Annotated in this window: 15 protein-coding genes and 1 pseudogene; 1 reads left to right on the top strand and 15 read right to left on the bottom strand. The window is 68.5% G+C overall.

Annotation, left to right across the window (positions count from 1 at the left end):
* Window positions 1-58: 58 nt before the first annotated feature.
* From AC5Y3Z_RS11325 to mycP (AC5Y3Z_RS11305), 5 genes are all read right to left on the bottom strand, one after another.
* A complete protein-coding gene (locus tag AC5Y3Z_RS11325) occupies window positions 59-2,350 on the bottom strand; it encodes an EspK C-terminal domain-containing protein (protein WP_473138677.1) in 2,292 nt (763 codons plus the stop codon).
* A gap of 299 nt (window positions 2,351-2,649) precedes the next feature.
* Window positions 2,650-2,982 carry a YbaB/EbfC family nucleoid-associated protein gene (locus AC5Y3Z_RS11320; RefSeq protein ID WP_463826428.1) on the bottom strand — a complete coding sequence of 111 codons (333 nt, stop codon included), beginning with the start codon at window positions 2,980-2,982 and terminating at the stop codon, window positions 2,650-2,652.
* Window positions 2,983-2,987: 5 nt separating this feature from the next.
* Window positions 2,988-4,388 carry an EspB family ESX-1 secretion system-associated protein gene (gene espB, locus AC5Y3Z_RS11315; RefSeq protein ID WP_463826249.1) on the bottom strand — a complete coding sequence of 467 codons (1,401 nt, stop codon included), beginning with the start codon at window positions 4,386-4,388 and terminating at the stop codon, window positions 2,988-2,990.
* 79 nt (window positions 4,389-4,467) lie between these two features.
* Window positions 4,468-5,856 carry a type VII secretion protein EccE gene (gene eccE / locus AC5Y3Z_RS11310; protein WP_473138678.1) on the bottom strand — a complete coding sequence of 463 codons (1,389 nt, stop codon included), beginning with the start codon at window positions 5,854-5,856 and terminating at the stop codon, window positions 4,468-4,470.
* A complete protein-coding gene (mycP, locus tag AC5Y3Z_RS11305) occupies window positions 5,853-7,205 on the bottom strand; it encodes a type VII secretion-associated serine protease mycosin (protein WP_473138679.1) in 1,353 nt (450 codons plus the stop codon). Before mycP (AC5Y3Z_RS11305) ends, eccE (AC5Y3Z_RS11310) begins: the two co-directional genes overlap by 4 nt.
* 309 nt (window positions 7,206-7,514) lie before the next feature.
* Here mycP (AC5Y3Z_RS11305) and AC5Y3Z_RS11300 point away from each other — a divergent pair, with 309 nt between their 5' ends.
* Complete coding sequence (locus AC5Y3Z_RS11300) at window positions 7,515-8,690, top strand: thiolase family protein (protein ID WP_473138680.1); 1,176 nt, start codon at window positions 7,515-7,517, stop codon at window positions 8,688-8,690.
* Between the two features lie 35 nt (window positions 8,691-8,725).
* Here AC5Y3Z_RS11300 and eccA read toward each other — a convergent pair whose 3' ends face one another.
* The 10 genes and pseudogenes from eccA to AC5Y3Z_RS11250 all read right to left on the bottom strand — a co-directional run bounded on the left by eccA (window position 8,726) and on the right by AC5Y3Z_RS11250 (window position 20,165).
* Window positions 8,726-10,567, bottom strand: coding sequence for a type VII secretion AAA-ATPase EccA (eccA, locus tag AC5Y3Z_RS11295; RefSeq protein WP_473138681.1), 1,842 nt, complete (start codon window positions 10,565-10,567; stop codon window positions 8,726-8,728).
* Window positions 10,564-12,102 (bottom strand): type VII secretion protein EccE, encoded by a 1,539-nt coding sequence (eccE, locus tag AC5Y3Z_RS11290; protein WP_473138682.1) that lies wholly within the window; start codon window positions 12,100-12,102, stop codon window positions 10,564-10,566. Before eccE (AC5Y3Z_RS11290) ends, eccA begins: the two co-directional genes overlap by 4 nt.
* A 2-nt stretch (window positions 12,103-12,104) precedes the next feature.
* A complete protein-coding gene (gene mycP / locus AC5Y3Z_RS11285) occupies window positions 12,105-13,739 on the bottom strand; it encodes a type VII secretion-associated serine protease mycosin (RefSeq protein ID WP_473138683.1) in 1,635 nt (544 codons plus the stop codon).
* Window positions 13,736-15,238: a type VII secretion integral membrane protein EccD gene (gene eccD / locus AC5Y3Z_RS11280; RefSeq protein ID WP_463826256.1), complete on the bottom strand. Its 1,503-nt coding sequence runs from the start codon at window positions 15,236-15,238 to the stop codon at window positions 13,736-13,738. The genes mycP (AC5Y3Z_RS11285) and eccD overlap by 4 nt, the downstream gene beginning before the upstream one ends.
* Window positions 15,238-16,251, bottom strand: a complete 1,014-nt coding sequence (locus AC5Y3Z_RS11275) for a MinD/ParA family ATP-binding protein (protein ID WP_463826257.1) — start codon at window positions 16,249-16,251, stop codon at window positions 15,238-15,240. Before AC5Y3Z_RS11275 ends, eccD begins: the two co-directional genes overlap by 1 nt.
* Window positions 16,252-16,287: 36 nt before the next feature.
* Complete coding sequence (locus AC5Y3Z_RS11270) at window positions 16,288-17,121, bottom strand: ESX secretion-associated protein EspG (protein WP_473138684.1); 834 nt, start codon at window positions 17,119-17,121, stop codon at window positions 16,288-16,290.
* Between the two features lie 62 nt (window positions 17,122-17,183).
* A complete protein-coding gene (locus AC5Y3Z_RS11265; protein WP_463826259.1) occupies window positions 17,184-17,474 on the bottom strand; it encodes a WXG100 family type VII secretion target in 291 nt (96 codons plus the stop codon).
* 56 nt (window positions 17,475-17,530) lie between these two features.
* A pseudogene (locus tag AC5Y3Z_RS11260) lies at window positions 17,531-17,827 on the bottom strand (WXG100 family type VII secretion target); the annotation flags it as partial.
* Between the two features lie 229 nt (window positions 17,828-18,056).
* Entirely contained in the window at window positions 18,057-18,566 is a 510-nt protein-coding gene (locus AC5Y3Z_RS11255; RefSeq protein ID WP_473138685.1) for a pullulanase, read from the bottom strand.
* A gap of 147 nt (window positions 18,567-18,713) precedes the next feature.
* The gene (locus tag AC5Y3Z_RS11250; RefSeq protein WP_473138686.1) at window positions 18,714-20,165 is read right to left on the bottom strand and encodes a CCA tRNA nucleotidyltransferase; all 1,452 of its coding nucleotides are present in this window, start codon (window positions 20,163-20,165) and stop codon (window positions 18,714-18,716) included.
* Window positions 20,166-20,247 lie beyond the last annotated feature (82 nt).

Below are 20,247 nucleotides of genomic sequence, written 5' to 3'. Positions count from 1 at the left end.
CGGGCCCTCTCTGCAGCAATTCCCGACCGTCCCGGCATCGGCGGGCCGGCGGATCGGACTAGCGCCCGCCCTGGGCGTGCGCCAGCGCGCTGTCGAGCAGACCGCTGACATACCGCCAGTACAGGAAGTCGACGACGGCCGGGCGTTGCGTTTCCGGGTCGGCTGCGTGGTAGGCGGCGTGCAGCGCGATGTCCTGACAGTGCGCGGCGTAGGTGTGGAACCGGCGCAGGTGCGCGACCTCGCGGCCGATCGCCGTGCTGGTCATCGGCTTCATCAGGTCGAACCACAGCATGTGCCGCTCGTCGTCGGGCGCGTTCGCGTCGGCCGGCGGGGGCGGCAGCAGGTCCAGCAGGTGCAGGTCGTCGGTCTCCTGCAGTTGAGCGGCCGCTGCCGGGTCGACCACCTCGAGGCGGAGCCGGCCGACCATCTTCCCGCTGTCCGGAATGTCGTCGTCCTCCAGGATGATCTTGGCGACACCCGCATCCGAGTTGGCCAGCTGTTCGGCGGTTCCGATCACCGCCCGCAGCTGCAGGTCGTGGTAGGCCGCCCAACCCTGTACCGCGAGCACCGGATACGTTGCGGTGCGGGCCTTTTCGTCGATCGGAACGTTACGGTCGGCGCTGGCCATGTGCACCTTGGCGGGCAGCTGGACGCCGTCGGGGAGGTAGGCCAGCCCGTAGCTGTTGGCCACCACGATCTCGCCGTCGGTGGTGACGGCGGTGACCCAGAAGAAGCCGTAGTCGTCATCGCCGCCGCTGTCCCGCGCGTTGAGCGCCGCCGCGACCCGCCGGGCCAGTCGCAGCGGATCCTTCTTGGCACCCCCCGCGCCGGATGCTGCGGCCATCGCGTCGCGCGCGGCCCGCGCGGCCGAGACCGGAACCGACGGCAGTGCCGTCACGTCAACCGCCGGTTCCTTGCGGTCCTTCTCGTCGTCCTTGCGGTCCGGTGGTGCCGGACGTGTGGGTGCTGCGTGTCGCGCGGCGGCAGCGCGGGTGGTCGCACCGGCCGGTGCCTTGCCCGCCCCGCCCAGCGGGGCGCGGCCGCCCGCGGCACGCGATCCGGCACCGGATGCGGCTGGCGCACCGGCGGTTTGGCCCGCGCCTGCGGACGACGACGAACCGGCTGCTGCTGCGGAGCCGCGCGTGGCTGCCGGAATGCCGCCGGCCGCGGCGGGAGTCATCGCCGGCGACGCGTCGTCACCGCGGTGCGACGGTCCGGCCTGCTGGCCGGTGTGTCCGGGTGACACGTCGGTCGCGGCGGCGGGCTTCACGTGCGCCGGTTCGGTGCTGGGCGTGGTCGGCGTGGCAGGCGTGCTCGGGTCGACCGGCAGCGACGGCTGGTTCGGCGTGGGGCCGACCGGGGTCGGCGACGGGCTCGGCGCGGGGTGGACCGGGGTCGGGTTGACCGGGGTCGGCGCCGGGCCGGGCGCCGGAGTCGGGTGGACCGGTTTGGCGGGTGCCACCGGCGTCACCGGGGTGACCGGCTGCTCCGGATACGGCTTGACCGGCGTGACCGGGGTGACCGGCTGGTTCGGATTGACCGGGATCACCGGCGGCACCGGAGTCACCGGCGTGACCGGGTCGGCGGGGGTCACCGGAGTCACCGGAACGCCCGGCCCGACCGGGTCATACGGGTTGGCCGGGGTCGGCTCGAACGGCGTCGGCGTGATCGGGGTGACCGGGACACCGGGGCCGATGGGCTCATAGGGGTTGGCCGGCGTCGGCTCGAACGGCGTCGGGGCCGGCCCCACCGGTACGGGCACGTCTGGCGTCGGCGCGACCAGCGTCGGCACCTCCGGGGCGGGGGGCGTCACCTGGTGCAGCAGTTCTTCCAGCGCGTTGTGCGGCGGCTTCCAGTTCTTCGACGCCAGCACCTGTTCGGCGGTCTCGGCGACCAGGCTGGTGTTGGCCTGGTGAGTCGCCCGAACCAGCGCATTGATCGCGTTCTGCCGCTGCTCGGGTTCCAACTCGGTGTCATTTTCCAGCACAATGATTTCACGCTGAGCGCTGTCCACATTGTTGCCGATTTCCGACTTGGTTTGCTCGATCAGATTGGCGATATGACGGTGCCAGGTAATGACCGTCACGAGATAGTCCTGCAGCGTGCCCATTTCGTCGATATTCGCACCGAGCGCGCCATTGGCGGCGTTGGCCGCACCGCCCGACCAGACGCCGCCGTCGAACACCTCGAGCCGCTGCTGCCGGGTGGCGTCGATCACATCGGTGACGTTGCGCAGGACGCTGTTGTACTGCTGGGCGCGCTCGTAGAACGTGTCCTCGTCGGACTCGGGCCAACCGCCCGGCTCCAGCATCTGACCGGTGTATTCGCCGGTCGGCCGCGGAATGCCCATCGCCTACTCTCCTCCCCGCAACTGCCGGGTTGCAGCAGGACGGCGGGCCCGGATCGTGGCGCGGCATCGCCGGACCGGCAGGCAGCCGCGGCAGCCCGCAGGCCAGGTGAACCGCTCACTGCTACCGGATGTCATGGTTACCAAGCCTAACCGAGGTGAATGCCTGCTACATGCAGCAATTTGATGATCGGGACGGTGCCGGAACGCACCGCTGCAGCGAAATTCACACTGCAAAAAGAAACGACGAGCCGACGCAAAAAATAACGACTCAGAGCCATTTACGAGAAGCCGCGCCGGGCTTAGCCGGCACCTGCTGCTTTCCCCATCGCTGCCAGTGCGGCGGTGAGTTGCTCCCCGGCGGCGTCGTTGTATTTGCTCGCCGCGGCTTGCGCGTTCTGCAGCGCTTCGTTCACCCTGGCGCCGACGGCCTCGGCGCCCAGTTCCTTGATCAACCCGTCGTTGATGCGCACCCCGGTGAGCCACTGGTGTCCGTTGATGGTCACCTCGACGCTCTCGGCTTCGTCGGTGCCGCGGAACGCTCCGCGGTTCATCTGGTTCAGCGTGCCCTCGAGGGCCTGCTGAAACCGCGCCGCCAAGGCCAACGCCGCCGCGACGTGCGGTTCCATCTCCATGTCGGTCACTTCGACTCCTTCATGTCTTGCCGGCGGCGTTGGCCGATGACGGCCTCGGTCCACTCCCTGTCCTCGGTGTAGAGCGCTTCGTCATCCTGTTGTGCGCCCTTGGATTTCGATCCACCCCCGCCTTGGCCGTGACCGCCCATCGGCATGCCCATGCCGCCACCGCCCATGCCGCCGCCGCGGCCCGCACCGGCCTGACCGATGCCGCCGAAGTCACCGGCCCCGGCGGGCCGCATGGATTCGCCGGGAATGCCGGTGCCGGCGCCGGTCGAGGGCGCCAGCGGCATCGACGGCATACCGCCGCCACCACCGCCGCCCAGCGACATCGGCTTGACGCCAGGGTCTTTGGACAGGCTCGCCGCCGCGTCACGACCCGCCGCGCCCAGCTCTGCGCCCACTCCGGACGGCATCCCGCCGCCACCCGCGCCTGCGCCGGTGGGCGGCATCATCGGGGGCTGCATCCCGGGGGATCCTGAGCCCCCGCCCGCCATGCTCGCCACCTGCATCACCTGGTTCGGGATCAAACCGGGGGTCTGCGCCGGGGGTGGCGGGTCGATCTTGATGGCCGCCGGCGGCTTCGGTGGGTTGACCGGCTCCAGTTGAGCCTTGGAGTTGTACTCGTTGAGCACCTGCTCGGACTTGGACTGGTACTCCGCGTAGAGCTTGATGGCCTGGTCCTTGTAGGCGGGATCTTTGGACAGCTCTTCGAGTTTGGTGATGTCGGCCAGCGTCGGGTGGGAGCGCCGGGCCCACACCTGCAGCTGCGCGATGTACTGGGCCTGCTTGGCCAGCGAGAGGGCCAGCTTGGCCATGTGGGTGATCCATTCCCGCTGCTGATCCAGCGACGCCTCACACGCGGTGGCCGCGTCACCAGTCCAGTTCTCGAAAATGCGGAACCGCTTGACGTCACCCTGCAGTGCGAAGCTGAGTTGATTCCAGCCGTCGGCGAACCCGGCCAGCGACGCGCCCTGGTCGCCCGATTCGAGTTTGGTTGCCGCGGCTTTCAGATCGGTGAAGCCGTCGTCACCTGCGGCCGCCACCTGTTCGGTGTCGTGCAACCCGGCGGAGCCGTCGCCGCCGACGCCGCCGGCCGATTCACCGGCCACCTCGCCACCGTCGCTGTTCAGCGCCTCCGCACCCTCCTCGTCGACCTCGCCGTAGGCCTTGGCGGCATTGCGCAGCGAGGTCGCCAGCCGGGTGCGTTCCCGGGCCCCGGCGGTCAGGAAGTCCCGCATGTTCTGGGCGGACAACGTGAGCTGCTCGGCCGCGTTCCGCGCCGCCGTCAGACCACACGGCGTCTGGGCAACATCGTTGGGTGGCGTCGCCATGGGCGCTTCCACCTCGTCTGCCCGCGACAGAATCTCCTGCTGATCCACCGTCACGGTCTGCGGCTGAGTCATATCGGATCGTCCTCCTTATGCTCTAACCATTATCGTGGCTGGCGACAGGCCCGCCTGCACCAATATTCGGCGAATAGGCCTACTTCGGCAGGGCCAGTTGGAAGCGGCTTTCCTCCGGCGGCGAGACTCGACGGATCGGCAGCTCACGGTGTCGCGGGGTGCCGACCATGTTGTGGCGCAGGATCACCTTGTCGACACCGGGATGCGGACCCAGATATGTGGTCGCGTTCGGCCACACCACCTTGGCCACCGGTCCCACCTGCGCACCGATCAGCCGAGCGAACTCCTCGAAGTGCGCACCGACCGTCACCGCCGCGCCCGCGGCCGCCGAACGCACCGCGAACTGGGTGAACGTCTGCGCGTCACCGAGGTTGAGGCTGACGTCGACGTCGTCGAACGGCAGGTACACCGGGCACCGGTTCACCGTCTCGCCGACCAGGATTCCAGCCGAGCCGATCGGGATCTGGCAGTGCCGGTCGGCGACCAGATCCTGCCCGGTCAGCGCGGGCCGCTGACCGCCGAACAGCCGGGTGAAGCCCCGCGGCGTCTTCGGTTTGCCCGCCGTGGTGAGCAGCACGGTGGCCTGCGGGGCGACGCCGGGAGCGATCCGGACCCGGGTGATGGTGTGGTCGGCACGAGCCGACCACCACAGGTCCGGGCCGCCCGGCGCGGTGTAGGCGGCGGTGTAGGAATCGCGTCCCTGGATCATCGACCACTTCTCGCGGGCGAAGCCGATGTCGATGGCGTGGTCGTAGTCGTCGAAGCTGCGCCCGCAGACCGCGTCGACACCGTGGCTGGCCAGGGCGTCGGCGATGCGGGTCGCCGAGGCCACCAGGTAGCGCGCCAGACCGGCGACCCCTTCGTCGCGGCGCTGCGCCGACCGGTGGGTCTGCTCGGGGTCGGCCCGCAGCATGATCCAGGTCCGCCGGTTGGCCGGTGCCGGGTCGGCGCCGATCACCTGCTGGTACAGGTTCACCACCTCCGGGGTGGCGGTGCGGCCTACCCGGAAGCCGGCCGAGACCACGTCGGCTTCCATATCCGGGCAGTGCACCGACAGCAGTTCTTCGAGCAGGCGGGTGTCCAGCACGTCGTCGGTGTGGGCCTGGCCGTCGACGATGACCGTCGGTGTGAACGGGCGCGGCTTGAGTTCGATCACCGCGATCAGATGGTCGCGGCGCCAGCGCACCGCCACGTGATCGCCCGGCTTGACCGTGGCTCCCACCACCGGCTCGGACGGAACGTCGGGCGGGTTGCGGCGCCGGCGCAGCCACGCGAACACCGTCGCCACCCAGCCGGTGACCCGGCGGCCGGAGAAGGTGACGAATGCGACCACTGCGCCCAGCGCCACCAGCACAATGCCGGCCCACCAGTACCGCGTCTGCAGGAAATACAGAATGACCAGCGGTGCCAGCACCGCCAGGAGCAACGTGTGCCCGGTGCTGAAGCGCAGCCTGATGGGATTTCTCATCGGCGCCTCAACGCCCGCGCGGCGAGTGCCCCGAGGACCAGGGCCAGCGCCAGGCCCCCGACGGCCAGCGCCACCACGGTGATCGGCCGCCGGTCGGGACCCGGTGTGATCACCGGCGGCGGCATGCGCCGGACGCTGTAGGGGATCTGCCCCGGCCCGGGCGTGATGTCCCAGGTCAACGCCGCGACCGCATTGACGACGCCGTCGCCGACCAGGTTGTCGGTGCCGCCGCCCGGGTGCCGTGCGGTGGCCTGGATGCGGTTCATCACCTGCGCGGGCGTCAGCTGCGGAAAACGCTGCCTGATCAGCGCGGCCAGGCCCGAGACGTAGGCCGCGGCGAACGAGGTGCCGGCGATCGGCACCGGGCCCTCCTTGCCTTGCAGCGCATTCACCGGCTCGCCCTGACCGCCCAGCGAGATGATGTTCTCAGCCGGGGCGGCCACGTTGACCCACGGCCCGTGCATGGAAAACGTGCTGGGTACACCGGTCTGTCCGATGCCACCGACGGTGATCACCAGGTCTCCGTACCACGCGGGCGTGACGACGGTCTGCACTTTCGTCCAACCGCGCGAGTCCTTGGGGTTCGCGGCGTCCGGCAGCGGATTCTGCGCGCAGTCGCCACCGGTGTTGCCGGCCGCGACCACCACCACCACGTTCTTGACGTTGACCGCGTAATCGATGGCGGCGCCCAGGCTGGCCTCGTCGATCGGTTTGGTCACCTTGTAGCAGGCGGCCTCGCTGATGTTGATGACGCCGGCACCGAGGTTGGCGGCGTGCACCACCGCCCGCGCGAGGCTGCGGATCGACCCGGCTGCCGGCGTCGAGTTGGGGTCGTTCGGGTTGGGTTGGGAGCCGACCGGCTCGAACGCTTCCGAGGTCTGCCGGATCGAGAGCAGACGGGCGTCCGGGGCGACGCCGACATACCCGTCGGTGGGCGCCGGCCGCCCCCCGATGATGGCTGCGGTCAGGGTTCCGTGCGCGTCGCAGTCCGACAACCCGTTGCCGGCCTGGTCGACGAAGTCGCCGCCGGGTTCGGCCGGGACCCGCGGCGAGGCGTTGACGCCGGTGTCGATGACGGCGACGGTCACCCCTGCCCCGGTCGCGAACTTATGGGCTTCGGTCACCCCGATGTAGGAGTTGCTCCACGGCGGGTCGTGGAAGGTGGATTCGGGCAGGACGGTGGGCCCGGAGCACTGGACGCGTTGCTCGGTCGGCTGGTCGGGGCCCGTCACGTCCGGCGGCAGCGCTCCCGGATCGATAGCGGGCGGAGTGATTGCCGATGCGGGCGGCGCGACCAACGGCGCCGTCGTCACGGCCAGCGCCACCGCCATCAGCAAGATCCGGTGCACCCCCGAATCACTCCGTTCATTCAGTTCGTTCGGCGTGGCAAATCCTGGGAGCAGTTTAGACGTAGCGGTTGCGTAAACGGCGCTATTCGGACGGGGTTGGGCGGACGTGTGCCCGGGTCCCGTGCTGCTCGTCGGAGGCATGGTGTGGACAGTCCGGGCCTACCGCCGCCATCCGGAGGGGGCACCCCGGCATCCGCCCTCGCACGACTGCGGGCTCGACAACGCGAGCGTTACATAGCTCACTACTATTGTAAATACGGTACTTGCTACGATTGGGCCGGACTCCCCACAGAAAGCTCGAGGTTTGTCATGGCCACACCCGTCATCGTCGGCGCTGTTCGGACTGCGATCGGTCGGTCCTTCAAGGGCACGCTCGTCAACACCCCGCCCGAGACGCTGATTACCGCTGTGCTGCCTGAGGTGGTGCGCCGCTCCGGGGTGGACCCGGCGGCCATCGACGACATCATCTTCGCCGAATCGCATTACGGCGGCGGCGATTTGGCGCGCTACGCGGCCACCGCCACCGGTTTGGAGCATGTGCCCGGACAGTCGGTGAACCGGCACTGCGCGGGCAGCCTGACCGCGATCGGCAACGCTGCCGCGCAGATCGGCTCCGGCATGGAGCGGGTGCTGATCGCCGGCGGGGTGCAGTCGCTGTCCATGACGCCGCTGACCAACTGGCGCATCCCCGGTCCGGAGCTCAAATTCGAGGAGCGGTGGATGCCGCCCACCCACGTCGAGACGCCGGACGCGCCGGCCAAAGACATGTCGATCACCGTTGGCTGGAACACCGCGCAGTCGGTCGGGATCACCCGGGAGGAGATGGATGCCTGGGCGGCTCGGTCGCACCAGCGCGCGGTCGCCGCGCAGGACGCCGGCAAGTTCACCGACGAGATCCTGCCGCTGAAGATCACCGTGCACGACGGGTCGGTGGTCGACTTCTCCGTCGACGAACACCCACGCCGCGACACCACGGTGGAGAAGCTAGCCGGCCTGAAGGTGCTGCATCCCGAGATCGAGGGGTTCTCGATCACCGCGGGCAACAGCAGCGGCACCAATGACGCGGCCGCCGCGGTCGCGCTGGTGGAGGCCGACTATGCCGCCGCCGAGGGGCTGAACGTGATGGCGAAGGTCCGGGCCTGGGCAGCTGCCGGCGTGCCGCCGCGCGACTGCGGGCTCGGTGCGGTCAAGGTGATCGGCAAAGTGCTGCAGCGGGCCGGGTTGTCCGTCGAGGACGTGGCGTTGTGGGAGATCAACGAGGCGTTCGCCTCAGTGCCGATCGCCGCGTGCCGCGAGTACGGCATCGACGAGGAGAAGGTGAACTTCTCCGGCAGCGGCTGCAGCCTCGGTCACCCGATCGCGGCGTCCGGTGCCCGGATGATCACCACCCTGACCTACGAGCTGGCCCGGCGCGGCGGCGGGATCGGGGTCGCGGCCATGTGTGCCGGCGGCGGGCAGGGCGGCGCCGTCGTCATCGAGGTGTAAGCGTCAGACGCTGCCGCTGCGGCGCGGTCGCTCCATCAAATATCAAGCCCCACATGCTTTTCCGCGCAGGCTTCCCGTACCGCGGTGATCACGTCGGCGCTGCGTAGGGTTTGCAGGTCGTCGATCGTGACCGACCCTTTCGCGCTGCGGTGTTGGGCGGCCACCCGCGAATCCCGCAGTCGTTCGGCGCGTTCGACGACGTTGCGCGCGAAGCGCCCGTTGTGCATCGCATCGATACCGTGCGTGCCGTCGGGCGCGCGATACGCACGCAGCTTCGCGCACGCAGCGTTCAGCGCGTCGGCCGCCGCCGGCTCGATCACGGTGGCACGCGGACTGCCGTAGCGCACCGCGATCTCGACCAATTCATCCGGAGTGTAGGACTCGAAACGCAACTTGCGATTGAAGCGGCCCGCCAAACCCGGGTTGACCGTAAGGAATTCGTCGACTTCCTTCTCGTAACCCGCCCCGATGAAGCAGAAGTCGAACCGGTGCACCTCTAACGCGACCAGCAGCTGGTTGACCGCCTCCATGCCGATCATGTCCGGTCGGCCATCTTGGTGACGTTCCACCAACGAATAGAATTCATCCATGAACAGGATCCGGCCGAGCGAACGGTTGATCAGCTCGTTGGTCTTCGGCCCGGACGCTCCGATGTGCTCGCCGCAGAAGTCCGCCCGCTTGACTTCCACGATCTCCGGGTGACGCACAATCCCCAGTCCGGCATAGATCTTTCCCAAAGCTGCAGCGGTCGTGGTCTTTCCGGTTCCGGGCGGTCCCACCAACAGCATGTGATTGGTTTGGTTGGCGACCGGTAGCCCGGCCGCCAACCGCAACGCACGTACCTCGATCTGGTCCTCCAGTTCGGCGACCGCCCGCTTGACTTCCGCCAGGCCCACTTGGTTTTCCAGCAGTGCCCGCCCCTGCGTCAGCAGTTCGTTGCGGCGCTCCTCGTGTTCGGCCTCGGTGCGCTGCTGAGCCGAGCGCTGGGTGCTGACGTCCCACTTGTCCGTCCGGGTGCCGATCGTTTCCTCGTCGGTGATCACCAGCTGCAGGCCGGGATCGGCCAACGCGTGCTTCGCGGATTCCATCAGCGCACCGTTGATCGTCGCCTTGGACAACCACACCTGCGCCTGGTGTTCGTCGCCGAGTTGACGGTGCGCCATCCCCCGGACGTAGGCCAGATCCGCGGCAATCAACGGGAAATCGGCGGCATCGATCGCGGCGGCAGCGAGGTGCCGGCTGGTTTGGGTGGGCATCGCCTGGCCGGTTCGCACCTCGACCCGGTCCGCCCACTCCAGTGCGACCCGCGCCTGGCCCAGATGTGCGGCGGCATGCGCAGCCAAGGCGCAGGTGGCCGCCGTGACGACCGACCTGATGATCGCCTGCGGCGGCAAGATCGCCGCCGCCACTGCGATCACATCCGGCCAGCGTTGCGTGGCGAACATCAGGTAAGCCTCGAGATGCTGCCGCCACTGGTGGTTCTCCCACGAATCCAGCAGCGCCGAATCCGCCAGCAGTGCTTCGGATTTCTCGTACTGACGGTCGTCGACGAGCGCGCTCGCCAGCGCCAGCCCGGCATGCGAGGCCTCGGTCACCGATATGGACAGATACGGCCCGGCTTTGATTGGCGCCGACAACCGCACCCCGAGCCGGTTGGTCTCCCGATGCAACCGCGACCCGTACGTGTACAGCTGCTGGACTGTCGTTAAGGATTCATCGCCCGCGGCGATCCGGCCCAGCCACGCATCCGCCATCGACGGATCGATCTCGGTGGCTTCCGCGAACCGGGCCCTGGCACCGTCGACATCTCGGTCCAACAACATCATTGCCTGATCGAACCGCTTGCGGGCGGCGGCCGTGCTGGTGCTGCTGGTCATGGCGATTCCGCTGCCGCAAGCTCGCCGCTGCGCACGTTCGTGGGTTCAGAAGAGACGTAGCGATTCTCGGCCCGGAACAGCTCGATCTCCACGGCGTGCACCCCGATGACGGTCGCCACCTCGACCGTCGCCTGCCCCTGCTGGGTGATCACGACGCTCGCGGCGCCACGGTAAGGGGCACCCGGATCCCCCACGGAGATCACCGTATTCGGGCGGGGACCGGGTGTGACAGTGCCGTCGACGACACTGACCGTGGTTCCTGCGATCGGTTTGGTCGCGTCAGTGACGGCCACCTCCGGCATCCGGACGCTGGCCCAGCGTTCGGCATCCCGGGTGTGCACCGTCACCCGGTCACCGGAGCCGGCCAGCCGCACCACCAACCGCTTGACCAGTGCGTCGTCGGCGGCGACGTGGACGCGGCTGAATTCACCGGGATCATCCAGCGGGAGCATCATGCGTTGTCCTGCAGCGGTTTTGCCGAGCAGCACCCCGGACGGACCGATCGGAATGACGAGCGGACCGGTCAGCGATCCGCGCCGGACGCCGCGTAGCGCCGGCATCGGGCCACACAAGTTGGCGGCGACGGCACCCGCCTGCTCACCAGGCAACGTCCGCAGCACCGTGCTCGGCGGTACGGTCAGCGGTTGGGCGCTGCGTACCGTCAAGGTGGCGGTAACGCTTCCGTCCCCGAAAAGTGTGACGTTCTGGGTGATTCCGTCGGCACGCATCGACCACGCCTGCGCCAGCGCCTCTTCGGTGATGGCGGTGGGGGGATACCAGTAGGTGCTTAGCCAGCCACCGTCGCCGCGGACCGATCGCCAGCGACGGTTCGGAACCGCCAGCGCCGATTTGCCGAGCCGACGCTCCAATTCGACGATGTCGGTGGCGGTCGCGACTTTCGCGCGGATCCCTTGTTGGCGCATGGCCGCACTGACCCGCTGCGCGGCGGCCAGCGTCGCGGTGCCGATCGAGGAACGGCATTGCAGCGCTTCGGCATTGGCGAGCGCGCTGACGCGCACGACCACCCAGGTCTCACGCTGCCCGGCATACGGCGGGGTGCCGATCAGCGTGTCGTACACCCGCGGGTAGTCACCGGTGGCCCGCCGCCGGGCTCCACTGCTCATCACGCTGAGCGAGTCGATGGCGAGACCGAGACTCTGCTGCATCAGCGGCTGCAAATCAGCGATGTCGACAGCGTTTTCGGTGCGGGCGGAGGTCGAGCCGGTGAACAGTGTCGGTGCGTGCGCCTTGCCCAGCAGTTGCACCGCCGCGACCGCTACACCATCCTGGAATCGGACACCGCCCCCGGCCCGGTCATTGGCGACGGTGCGCGGCGCGGTCCACGGAATCGGCCGATTCCGCCGGTGCCACAACAGCAACCACGACCACGCGGTATGACCGCGCCACGGGACAGAAGTTGCCAGCACCGAGCACGCCAAACCTGTTGCGGCACCACAGTACCCGCCCAGCGCCAAGCCGAGGACAGCTGCGCTGAACACGACCGCGATGACGGCGAGCCTGCTTGCTGCCGTCATCGTCACCGCCGTGCCCGGGCGATCAGCGCCACCGCCCCGACTGCGGCCACCACCAGCCCGGCGAATACCAGAGCGACATTGCGGGCACGGTGGTCCGGCGCAGGCGGCGGAGCGGCAGGGGTGATGATGCGGCTGTGCGCGGATGGTGGTAGCCGTTCTCCCGCAGGCACATCGAATGTCAGCGCGGCTACCGGATCGACCACGCCGTAGCCGACTTGGTTGTCCACGCCCCGGGGCGGGTTGTGGGCCGTCTGCACGATGCGGTTGATGATCTGGTGTGCGGACAACGCCGGGTACTTCGCCCGCACCAACGCCGCGACGCCGCTGACATAGGCTGCCGAGAAACTGGTACCCCAGATGGGCATGTTCTTCTCGCCCGGATGGATCGGCGGGTAGGCGTTGACAGGCCCTCCGGTCTGCGGCGACAGCCCCATGATGCCTACCCCAGGCGCCGCGGCGGCCACCCAGGGACCGGCCAGGCTCTTGCTGATCGGTGCGCCGGTATTGTCCACGGCCCCAACCGATAACACGTAGTCGGAGAACCACGACGGCGAGGAGACGGTCTTGACCTGGTGCCAGTCGCGCGGGTCGGATGTGATCAGCGGATCGAAGCTGGGATTCTGCGCACAGCCGTCCTCGCTGTCGTTGCCGGCCGCAGCCACGATCAGCGCGTCCTTGACGGTGGCCGCATACCAGACTGCCGCGCCGATGGCGGCCTGATCAAGCGGATCAGCGGCCGAAACACAGGACGTCACACTGATATTGATGACCTTGGCACCCATGTTGGCGGCGTGCACTATCGCGCTGGCCAGGGTCGCGATCGAACCCGCCTTCTTGCGCACTTCCGAGTCGCCGGGTCCCGGGTTCACCGGTTCATAGGCGCGTGATGACTGCCGGATGGAAATGATGACGGCGTGCGGCGCGACGCCGACCACCCCGTCGGGGGCGCCGGGCGCGGGGCCCGGCACCTCGGGGACATCGGTGGTTCCGGTGCCGGGATCCCCTGGGGCGTTGGCCGGTTCGTCGGACGGCGGCGGAGGCGGCGGCGGTGCCGGCTTGGTCTCGGTCACCGTCACCGGCGCGGGCGGCGGCGGCGCGGCCGGCGGTGGCGGCGGTCCCCCGGGCGGCGGTGGCGCGGCGTCGACAGCCGGCGGCCCGGCCGGCGGTGCGAACGCGGGGGTGCTGGGCATGGGAGCGGGCATCGGGCTGCCCTGCGGCGCAGCCCCGATGACCGAGGCCACGATGGTCCCGTGCGAATCGCAGTCCATCAGGCCATCACCGCTCATGATGTAGTCCCCGCCGGCGACCACCCGCAGCCGGGGACTGGGATTGATACCGGTGTCGATGATCGCCACCGGAACCCCGTTGCCGGTGGAGTACTGCCACGCTTTGCTGATGTTGAGCATGGTGAAACCCGGTGCGGTGACCGACACGTTGGGGTCCGCCACGGTGATGGTTCGGGCGCACATGTTGCTCTGCCGCATCGGCTGCTCGGGACCGGGTTTGCCATCCGCCGGCACCCGGGCGGGATCGATGACCGGCGGTGGGATTGCATGTGCTGCAACAGGGTTCGCTGAAACCGCGAGCACTGCCCCGGTCAGGACGACGCCGCTGAGTCGGGCCGCGAGCCGTCTCATCGCATGCGCACCCAGGTGAACAGCCCACCGATCCAGGCGGCCAGCGGCAGCGCCGCGATGATCGCCACGATCTCCAACCATTCGGCGGCCATTCGCACCAGCGGCGTGAACCTGGTGACCGGCACCAGCAGCGCCGCCAGCAGTCCCGCCCCGGCGAAAATGGCCAACACCACCGACCCGGGCACCAGCGCATGTCCCGACGACGCCGGTTCGCGCACCACGTATTTCACGACACCGACACATGTTGCGGCCGCGGCCCCGCAGACCAGGGCGATCGCTTGATGTTTGTCGGCGAACGCCCGACCCCGGCTGATGAAGATCACCACGAACAGCGCCGCGAGCACGGCGGCCGGCGTACCCCGGTCCCGGCCCGGCATCAGGGTGGCCCACACCGCAATCGGCAACGTCGCTCCGGCGCCCACGCATATTCCGGTGAGCACACTGTTGGCTCGTTTGGCCGCGGCCGCGATCTGGGCGCCGCGCGGCGTGGTGTCCGGATTCGCACCGTCCTCAGCACCCTCGACCGCGTCACTGACCGGCGAGACAGCATCCACCGGCATCCCGTCGCTGCGCCGGAACAGGTCGCGTCCGGTGATCGACCCGAAGTACGGCGGCCGGATCCGGGCGACCCACAGCGCAAACGTCGGGGCAAGGGTCAGGGTCAACAGCAGCGCCACCAGGGTGGTCATGCCCAGCCACTGGGCCGGCACCGGCCACCACATCCGGGTGGCCGCTACGAGGGCGCCCAGTGCGCACAGCGTCACCGCTGCCGCTGCGGCGCTGACATGGCGCCCGGTGGCCGTGGCCATTCCGCAGGTCAGAACTCCGGCCGCCAGCGCGGCGATGAACAGGTGCGCGGATCCCGGTCTGCCCGGCGCGCCGGCGCCCAGTGCCGCCGCGGTCAGCGGTACCGCCAGCCAGCCGAGCCCGTCGAGCATGTCGATGCGGTCGGGCCACCATCGCCAGACGGCCAGGGCGCCACCGCCGCAGCAGAGGGCCAGCGCTGCAACGACGCAGCTGGACATCAACGAATCGTTCGAAATACGTTGCCGCACAGCCAGTCCGAGAACGGTGATGACGACCATCGCGACGATCGACAGGGCGGTGTGCGCGGCCGTCTGCATCGTGACCGGTTCGAAGAGTTTCTTGCCGACCCGGGCCAGACCGGTGGACAGCGACTCGTACTGCGGCTCGAAGGACTCGCCTTCGGCAGCGGGTACCAGGATGAGAGTGGCGCCGTCTTCCACGCCGAGTTCGTCGAGGGTCTTGGTGATGTCGAGGCGTACCCCGTTGGCCTTGTGCAGTTCGTATCCGACGCCGGGTTCGAGTCCGGGCAGGCCCCGTCGTTTGAGCTCGTCGTTGAGCAGTTCGACGATGTTGTCGATGAAGACCTCGATCGGGACCGAGGCCGGGTACACCTGTGAGAGCAGGTGGTCGCCGCACACCACGGCGACCGCGCAACGGGCCGGAAACGAGACCTTGCCAACCAGAGCGGCCATTAGCGCGGCCTGTCGGCGTCCGGAATGTATTTGTCGGCCAGCGCCGCAGCGATCTCGAACAGCCGCAGCCGGGTCTTCTTGGTCAATTCGTGGCGGGTATCGATGATTCCGCCCTTGGCGAGGTACGGGTCGTACGGCATGAATTCGACGGTCGCGCCGGATTGGCGGAAACGTTCGGTGAGGTAGTCACGCGCATCGGGGTCGTATTTGTTGCGACTGTCGTTGAGCACCACGGTGCTGCGGGAGACTAGTTCGTGGTAGCCCATCGACCTCAGCAGGTCGATGGCGCGGGTCACCGGCAGCGAGGTGTCGGCGGTCAGACCGGAGACGAAGACCAGCGCGTCGCAGGACTCGAGCACGGCCTTCATCACGGGGTGTTCGAGGTCGTCGGAGGTGTCCACCACGATGACGGTGTGGGTGCGGCGCAGCCGTGACAGCACGCCGGTGAACATCGACGGGACCAGGGGCCGCGGTTGGTCGGAGGCCCGGTTGCCGGCCAATACGTCCAGACCGATGCTGTTCTGCCCCAAGTGTTCTCGGATGTCGGCGTAGCCCTGCACGTCGGTGTCGTTGAGCACTGCCGAATAGTCGCCCGGCGGTGATTCGTCGATGCGGCCGGCCAGGGTTCCGAATCCGGGCGCCGCGTCGATCGCGACGACGTTGTCGGGCCGGCACTCCCGGAAGACACCGCCGATGCACGCTGTCATGGTGGTCTTGCCGACACCTCCCTTGCCCGAGACCACTCCGATCACGTACTGCTTACGGATGTGCCGGCGGATCCGCTCCTGCAGTTCCCGGTAGTGCCGTTCGGCCGGTGACTCGCCGAGGTTGAGGGCCTTGAAAGTCGCGTGGTAGAGGAACTTCCGCCAACCCGAGCCGGGCGGAATTTTGCGGGGCGCCACCATGTCGGAGATCCGCAACGTCCCCGACACGGACTCCTGGTGTTGGTAACGCCCGGCGGACGCACCGACTGGTTCCGCGGTGTTCGCGGCTGCATTCCACGAATTCGTCACGACGCCATCGCTAAACACTCGACCTATACCTCTCGACTACACGACTTTTCGGTACGAATACCATTCCTGATCGGCGGGCAGCCGCCGCACCATGCGATTGATCGCAGCGGCGATGTTGCTCTTGGTTCCCGGTGCCAGGATCGTCCACGTCTTGCCCGCTGAGTAGACGTTCTCGGCGACCAACCGTCCCTCGGGGATGTCGATCACCGTCACAGCGCTCGCGTCGACGTGAGTTCGACGCGAGGTCCCCGTCGCCACCCCGGACTGCATGGCCACGATCGACGCCTGGGCGGACCGGTCCGGATCGGCGGCCAGCGTCAGGCTCTTGCGCTGATCGGCATCGAGCCCCTGACCGGCCAGGAACCTGACCACCGCAGCGTGGTCCGCCGACGCCGCGCGCAACGCGGCGGCGTCCAGCGTGACCGGCCGTAGCGCCGCCGGTGTGTTCTGACCACACAGGCGGGTGATCTCGGCATCAAGCACGGTGCTCGCCGCGCCTTCCGCACTCGAGATGCCGGCGCCGCTGATCCGGATCAGGTCCCCGGAACGTTCCACGGCAACCCACCACTGCGCGAATCGGGCCAGGAGTGCTCGATCGGGCGTCACCTGGCCAGGGGCGCGCATCTGCATGAACAGCGCGATGTCACGTCGATGCAGGACGGTCAACCACTCCACCACGGCACTGTCCACGGTGCCGGCGTCGTCGAGCACGCCGGCCTCGCGCAACTCGGCGGTGACGGGGTGTTCCAGCGCCAGCCGCCGCGACTCCACGCTGGGCAGATGCGGGCGCAGCCCGAGCTCAGGGGCGATGGTCTCGATGCCGGTGAGCACTTGCAGGGCCCAGAGCCCGTCGAGGGTGGTGGTTAACACGATGGTCCTTGACATAGGTCCGGGGCGCACGCAATGCATGCGCCCCGGGCCGATCAATGTGGCTAGAGGAACAAGTTGCCCATTTGGGCGTCGGTGGCCTGCGCCATCTCGTCGACGCTGTGCACGGTGTGGGCATGCCGGCTGACGGTCTGGATCAGGTCCTCCAGGCCGTGCAGCATCTGCTGCTGGGCGTCGAAGAACGCGGTGGCGCCGTGGCCCTGGAAGAAGTCTCCCAGTGCCTGGGTGAGGTTGAGGACGTCGCTGTGAATCTCCATCAGCTGCGCGGCCTGCCCCCCGACCTCGCCGGCGAAGCCGACGACGGCACCGTGGTTGTAAACGATGTGATCTGCCATGACGGTTGCTTCCTTACTTGAGAGTGGTCAGCGGGATGTGACTGGGACGACTCGGGCTAGACCGCCTGCGTCCCTCCCCCGAACACCCCGTTGAGGTTGTGCGCCGCGTCAGCTTCGTGGTTTTCCATCAGCACCGCCGCCTGGCCGAGGCCGTGCGCCAGCCGCTGCCCGCCCGTCATGATCTGCTGCAGGTCGTGGTGAATGTGGCCCGCGGTGCTCAAGGAGGTGTTGCCGGCATCGCCCGCCCAACCCGTGCCGCTGATGATGTTCTCGTGGCCACTCAGGTATTGATTGGCGATCGCGGCCGCCTCCTGCAGGCGCGTCTCGATCCGCTGCTGCGTACTACGCAGTAGTTCTGGAGTGACAACTGTTGCGTTTGCCCTCTATATGTCTCCCTAGTTATTTGCACTCGCTGAGTCAGGGTCTGCGTAAAACTAAACCGGCTGCCTCCAGCTGTCACTTCACCCCGGCTGCCTGGGCTTGAGTGCACGGAACAGGCTGACAGTGCACACCAGAAACGACCTTCTGTCAAAACGAAAGTGGGCGGCCCCCGATAGTTAGCTATGCTCACGGCGTGGGGGCTCACAGGCTGCCTGCGGCGTCGGCTGTGCCGTCGCCGTCGACGTCGGTGAGCCGGATATTCCAGCGCCCGTCACCGTCGGTGTCGACGTACCCGGTGACGCCCTGCGGGCCGGTGCACAGCACCTGGTCGGCCAGACCGTCACCATCGGTGTCCAACAACCGGTCGTCGGGCTCACCGTGGCCGTCGAAGTCGACCAGGGGCCCGCCGGTGTGTTCGACCCCGTCCAGGCCGAACCACCGCAACTGCCCGCCCCGGTCCACAGCGACCCGCCACGTCCCGGACCCGTCGTCGACGAAATAGCTTTCCGGGCTGCCGTTGTCATCGACGTCCAGCACACCGTGGTCGACGATCCCGTCGCCGTCCAGATCGGCCAGCACGTCGTCACCGATGCCGTCCCCGTCGAGATCGAGCTTGATTGCGTCGGGAGTGCCGTCGCCGTTGAGGTCGAAGTCGGGGGTCCGATTCCAGATCGCGGCGGTGCCGTCCTCGCCGCTCAAGCAATACTCCACGTCGGGTTGGACGTGGTGGCACCGCCAGCGGTTCCGCCGCAGTTATCCGGCACTGCCAGCATGGGCAGCTGGCCGAACCTCCGGTGCCGGAACCACCGGAGACACTAGGGCGACTGGAAGCCCAGCGTGTTTTCTCCGGACCTAGAACTAGTCCGATTGGTCAGCTGTCCGCGCTGCCCACCACGCCAACAGCTCCGCGGTGGCCTCCTCGTGCGACAGCGGCCCGCGGTCCAACCGCAGCTCCTTGAGGTATTTCCACGCCTCCCCCACCTGCGGGCCGGCCGGGATGTCCAGCAGCCGCATGATCTCGTTGCCGTCCAGGTCCGGGCGCACCCGGTCCAGGTCCTCCTGCGCGGCGAGTTCGGCGATCCGCTCCTCCAGCCGGTCGTAGGACGCGCGCAACCGGGCGGCCCGGCGCTTGTTGCGGGTGGTGCAGTCGGCGCGCACCAGCTTGTGCAGCCGCGGCAACAGCGGACCCGCGTCGGTGACGTAGCGGCGCACCGCCGAGTCGGTCCATTTGCCGTCGCCGTAGCCGTGGAACCGCAGGTGCAGGAACACCAATTGCGCTACGTCGTCGACCAGCTGTTTGGGGTACTTCAGCGCCCGCATCCGCTTGCGAACCATCTTTGCCCCCACCACCTCGTGGTGGTGGAAGCTCACCCCGCCGTTGGGCTCGTGGCGCCGGGTGTCGGGCTTGCCGATGTCGTGCAGCAGCGCGGCCCAGCGCAGCACCAGATCCGGTTCCCCGTCCTCGAGTTCGATGGCCTGGCGCAGCACGGTCAGCGAATGCTGGTAGACGTCCTTGTGCTGGTGGTGTTCGTCGATGGCCATCTGCATGCCGCCGATCTCGGGCAGCACCACCGCGCCCATCCCGGACTGCACCAGCAGCTCGATGCCCGCGACCGGGTGCTTGCCGAGCAGCATCTTGTCCAGTTCGGCGGCCACCCGTTCGGCGCTGATCCGAGCCAGCTGCGGGGCCATCTCTTCGATGGCGGCCAGTACCCGCGGCGCCACGGTGAACCCGAGCTGGGAGACGAACCGGGCGGCGCGCAGCATCCGCAGCGGGTCGTCGCCGAAGGAAACCTCCGGGGACGACGGGGTGTCCAGCACTCGGGCACGCAACGCCGCGAGCCCGTTGAGCGGATCGAGGAATTCCCCTGCCCCGGTCGGCGTCACGGCCACGGCCATCGCGTTGACGGTGAAGTCGCGGCGCACCAGATCGTCTTCGAGGCGGTCCCCGAACCGCACCTCGGGGTTACGGGACACCTGGTCGTAGGTGTCGGCGCGGAACGTGGTGATCTCCAGCCGGTGCCCGCGCAGGCCCACCCCGACCGTGCCGAACTCGATGCCGGTGTCCCACAGCGCCTCGGCCAGCGGGCGCACGATCGCTTGGATCTGTGCGGGCCGGGCGTCGGTGGTGAAGTCCAGATCCGGGCTCAGCCGGCCCAGCAGCGCGTCGCGCACCGAACCGCCGACCAGATAGAGCTGATGACCGGCGCCGGTGAATGCCGCACCCAGTTCGCCCAGTACCGGCGCGTACTGGTGCAGTGCCACCGCGGCCGCGGTCAGCAGTTCGGCGTCTTGGGCGGGTTCGGCCACGTTCGGTGAGCCTAATAGGAATGCCGCGGTGACTCAGCGCACGCCAGCAGCCCGAGCGTCACGGCGGGCCCCCGAGCGTCAT

The sequence above is a fragment of the Mycobacterium sp. NGS61 genome, assembly GCF_059812325.1.
The sequence above is the reverse complement of the archived record's forward strand: the minus strand, read 5'-3'. Positions and strand labels throughout refer to the sequence as shown.

What these genes read in the sequence shown, in the direction of transcription:
- AC5Y3Z_RS11265 (WP_463826259.1), bottom strand. Translation starts at nt 17,474, where the DNA reads ATGGCAGATCACATCGTTTACAACCACGGTGCCGTCGTCGGCTTCGCC.
- eccD (WP_463826256.1), bottom strand. Translation starts at nt 15,238, where the DNA reads ATGGCCGCTCTGGTTGGCAAGGTCTCGTTTCCGGCCCGTTGCGCGGTC.
- eccE (WP_473138678.1), bottom strand. Translation starts at nt 5,856, where the DNA reads ATGAGAAATCCCATCAGGCTGCGCTTCAGCACCGGGCACACGTTGCTC.
- AC5Y3Z_RS11320 (WP_463826428.1), bottom strand. Translation starts at nt 2,982, where the DNA reads ATGGAGATGGAACCGCACGTCGCGGCGGCGTTGGCCTTGGCGGCGCGG.
- mycP (WP_473138683.1), bottom strand. Translation starts at nt 13,739, where the DNA reads ATGAGACGGCTCGCGGCCCGACTCAGCGGCGTCGTCCTGACCGGGGCA.
- AC5Y3Z_RS11325 (WP_473138677.1), bottom strand. Translation starts at nt 2,350, where the DNA reads ATGGGCATTCCGCGGCCGACCGGCGAATACACCGGTCAGATGCTGGAG.
- espB (WP_463826249.1), bottom strand. Translation starts at nt 4,388, where the DNA reads ATGACTCAGCCGCAGACCGTGACGGTGGATCAGCAGGAGATTCTGTCG.
- eccE (WP_473138682.1), bottom strand. Translation starts at nt 12,102, where the DNA reads ATGACGGCAGCAAGCAGGCTCGCCGTCATCGCGGTCGTGTTCAGCGCA.
- AC5Y3Z_RS11300 (WP_473138680.1), top strand. Translation starts at nt 7,515, where the DNA reads ATGGCCACACCCGTCATCGTCGGCGCTGTTCGGACTGCGATCGGTCGG.
- eccA (WP_473138681.1), bottom strand. Translation starts at nt 10,567, where the DNA reads ATGACCAGCAGCACCAGCACGGCCGCCGCCCGCAAGCGGTTCGATCAG.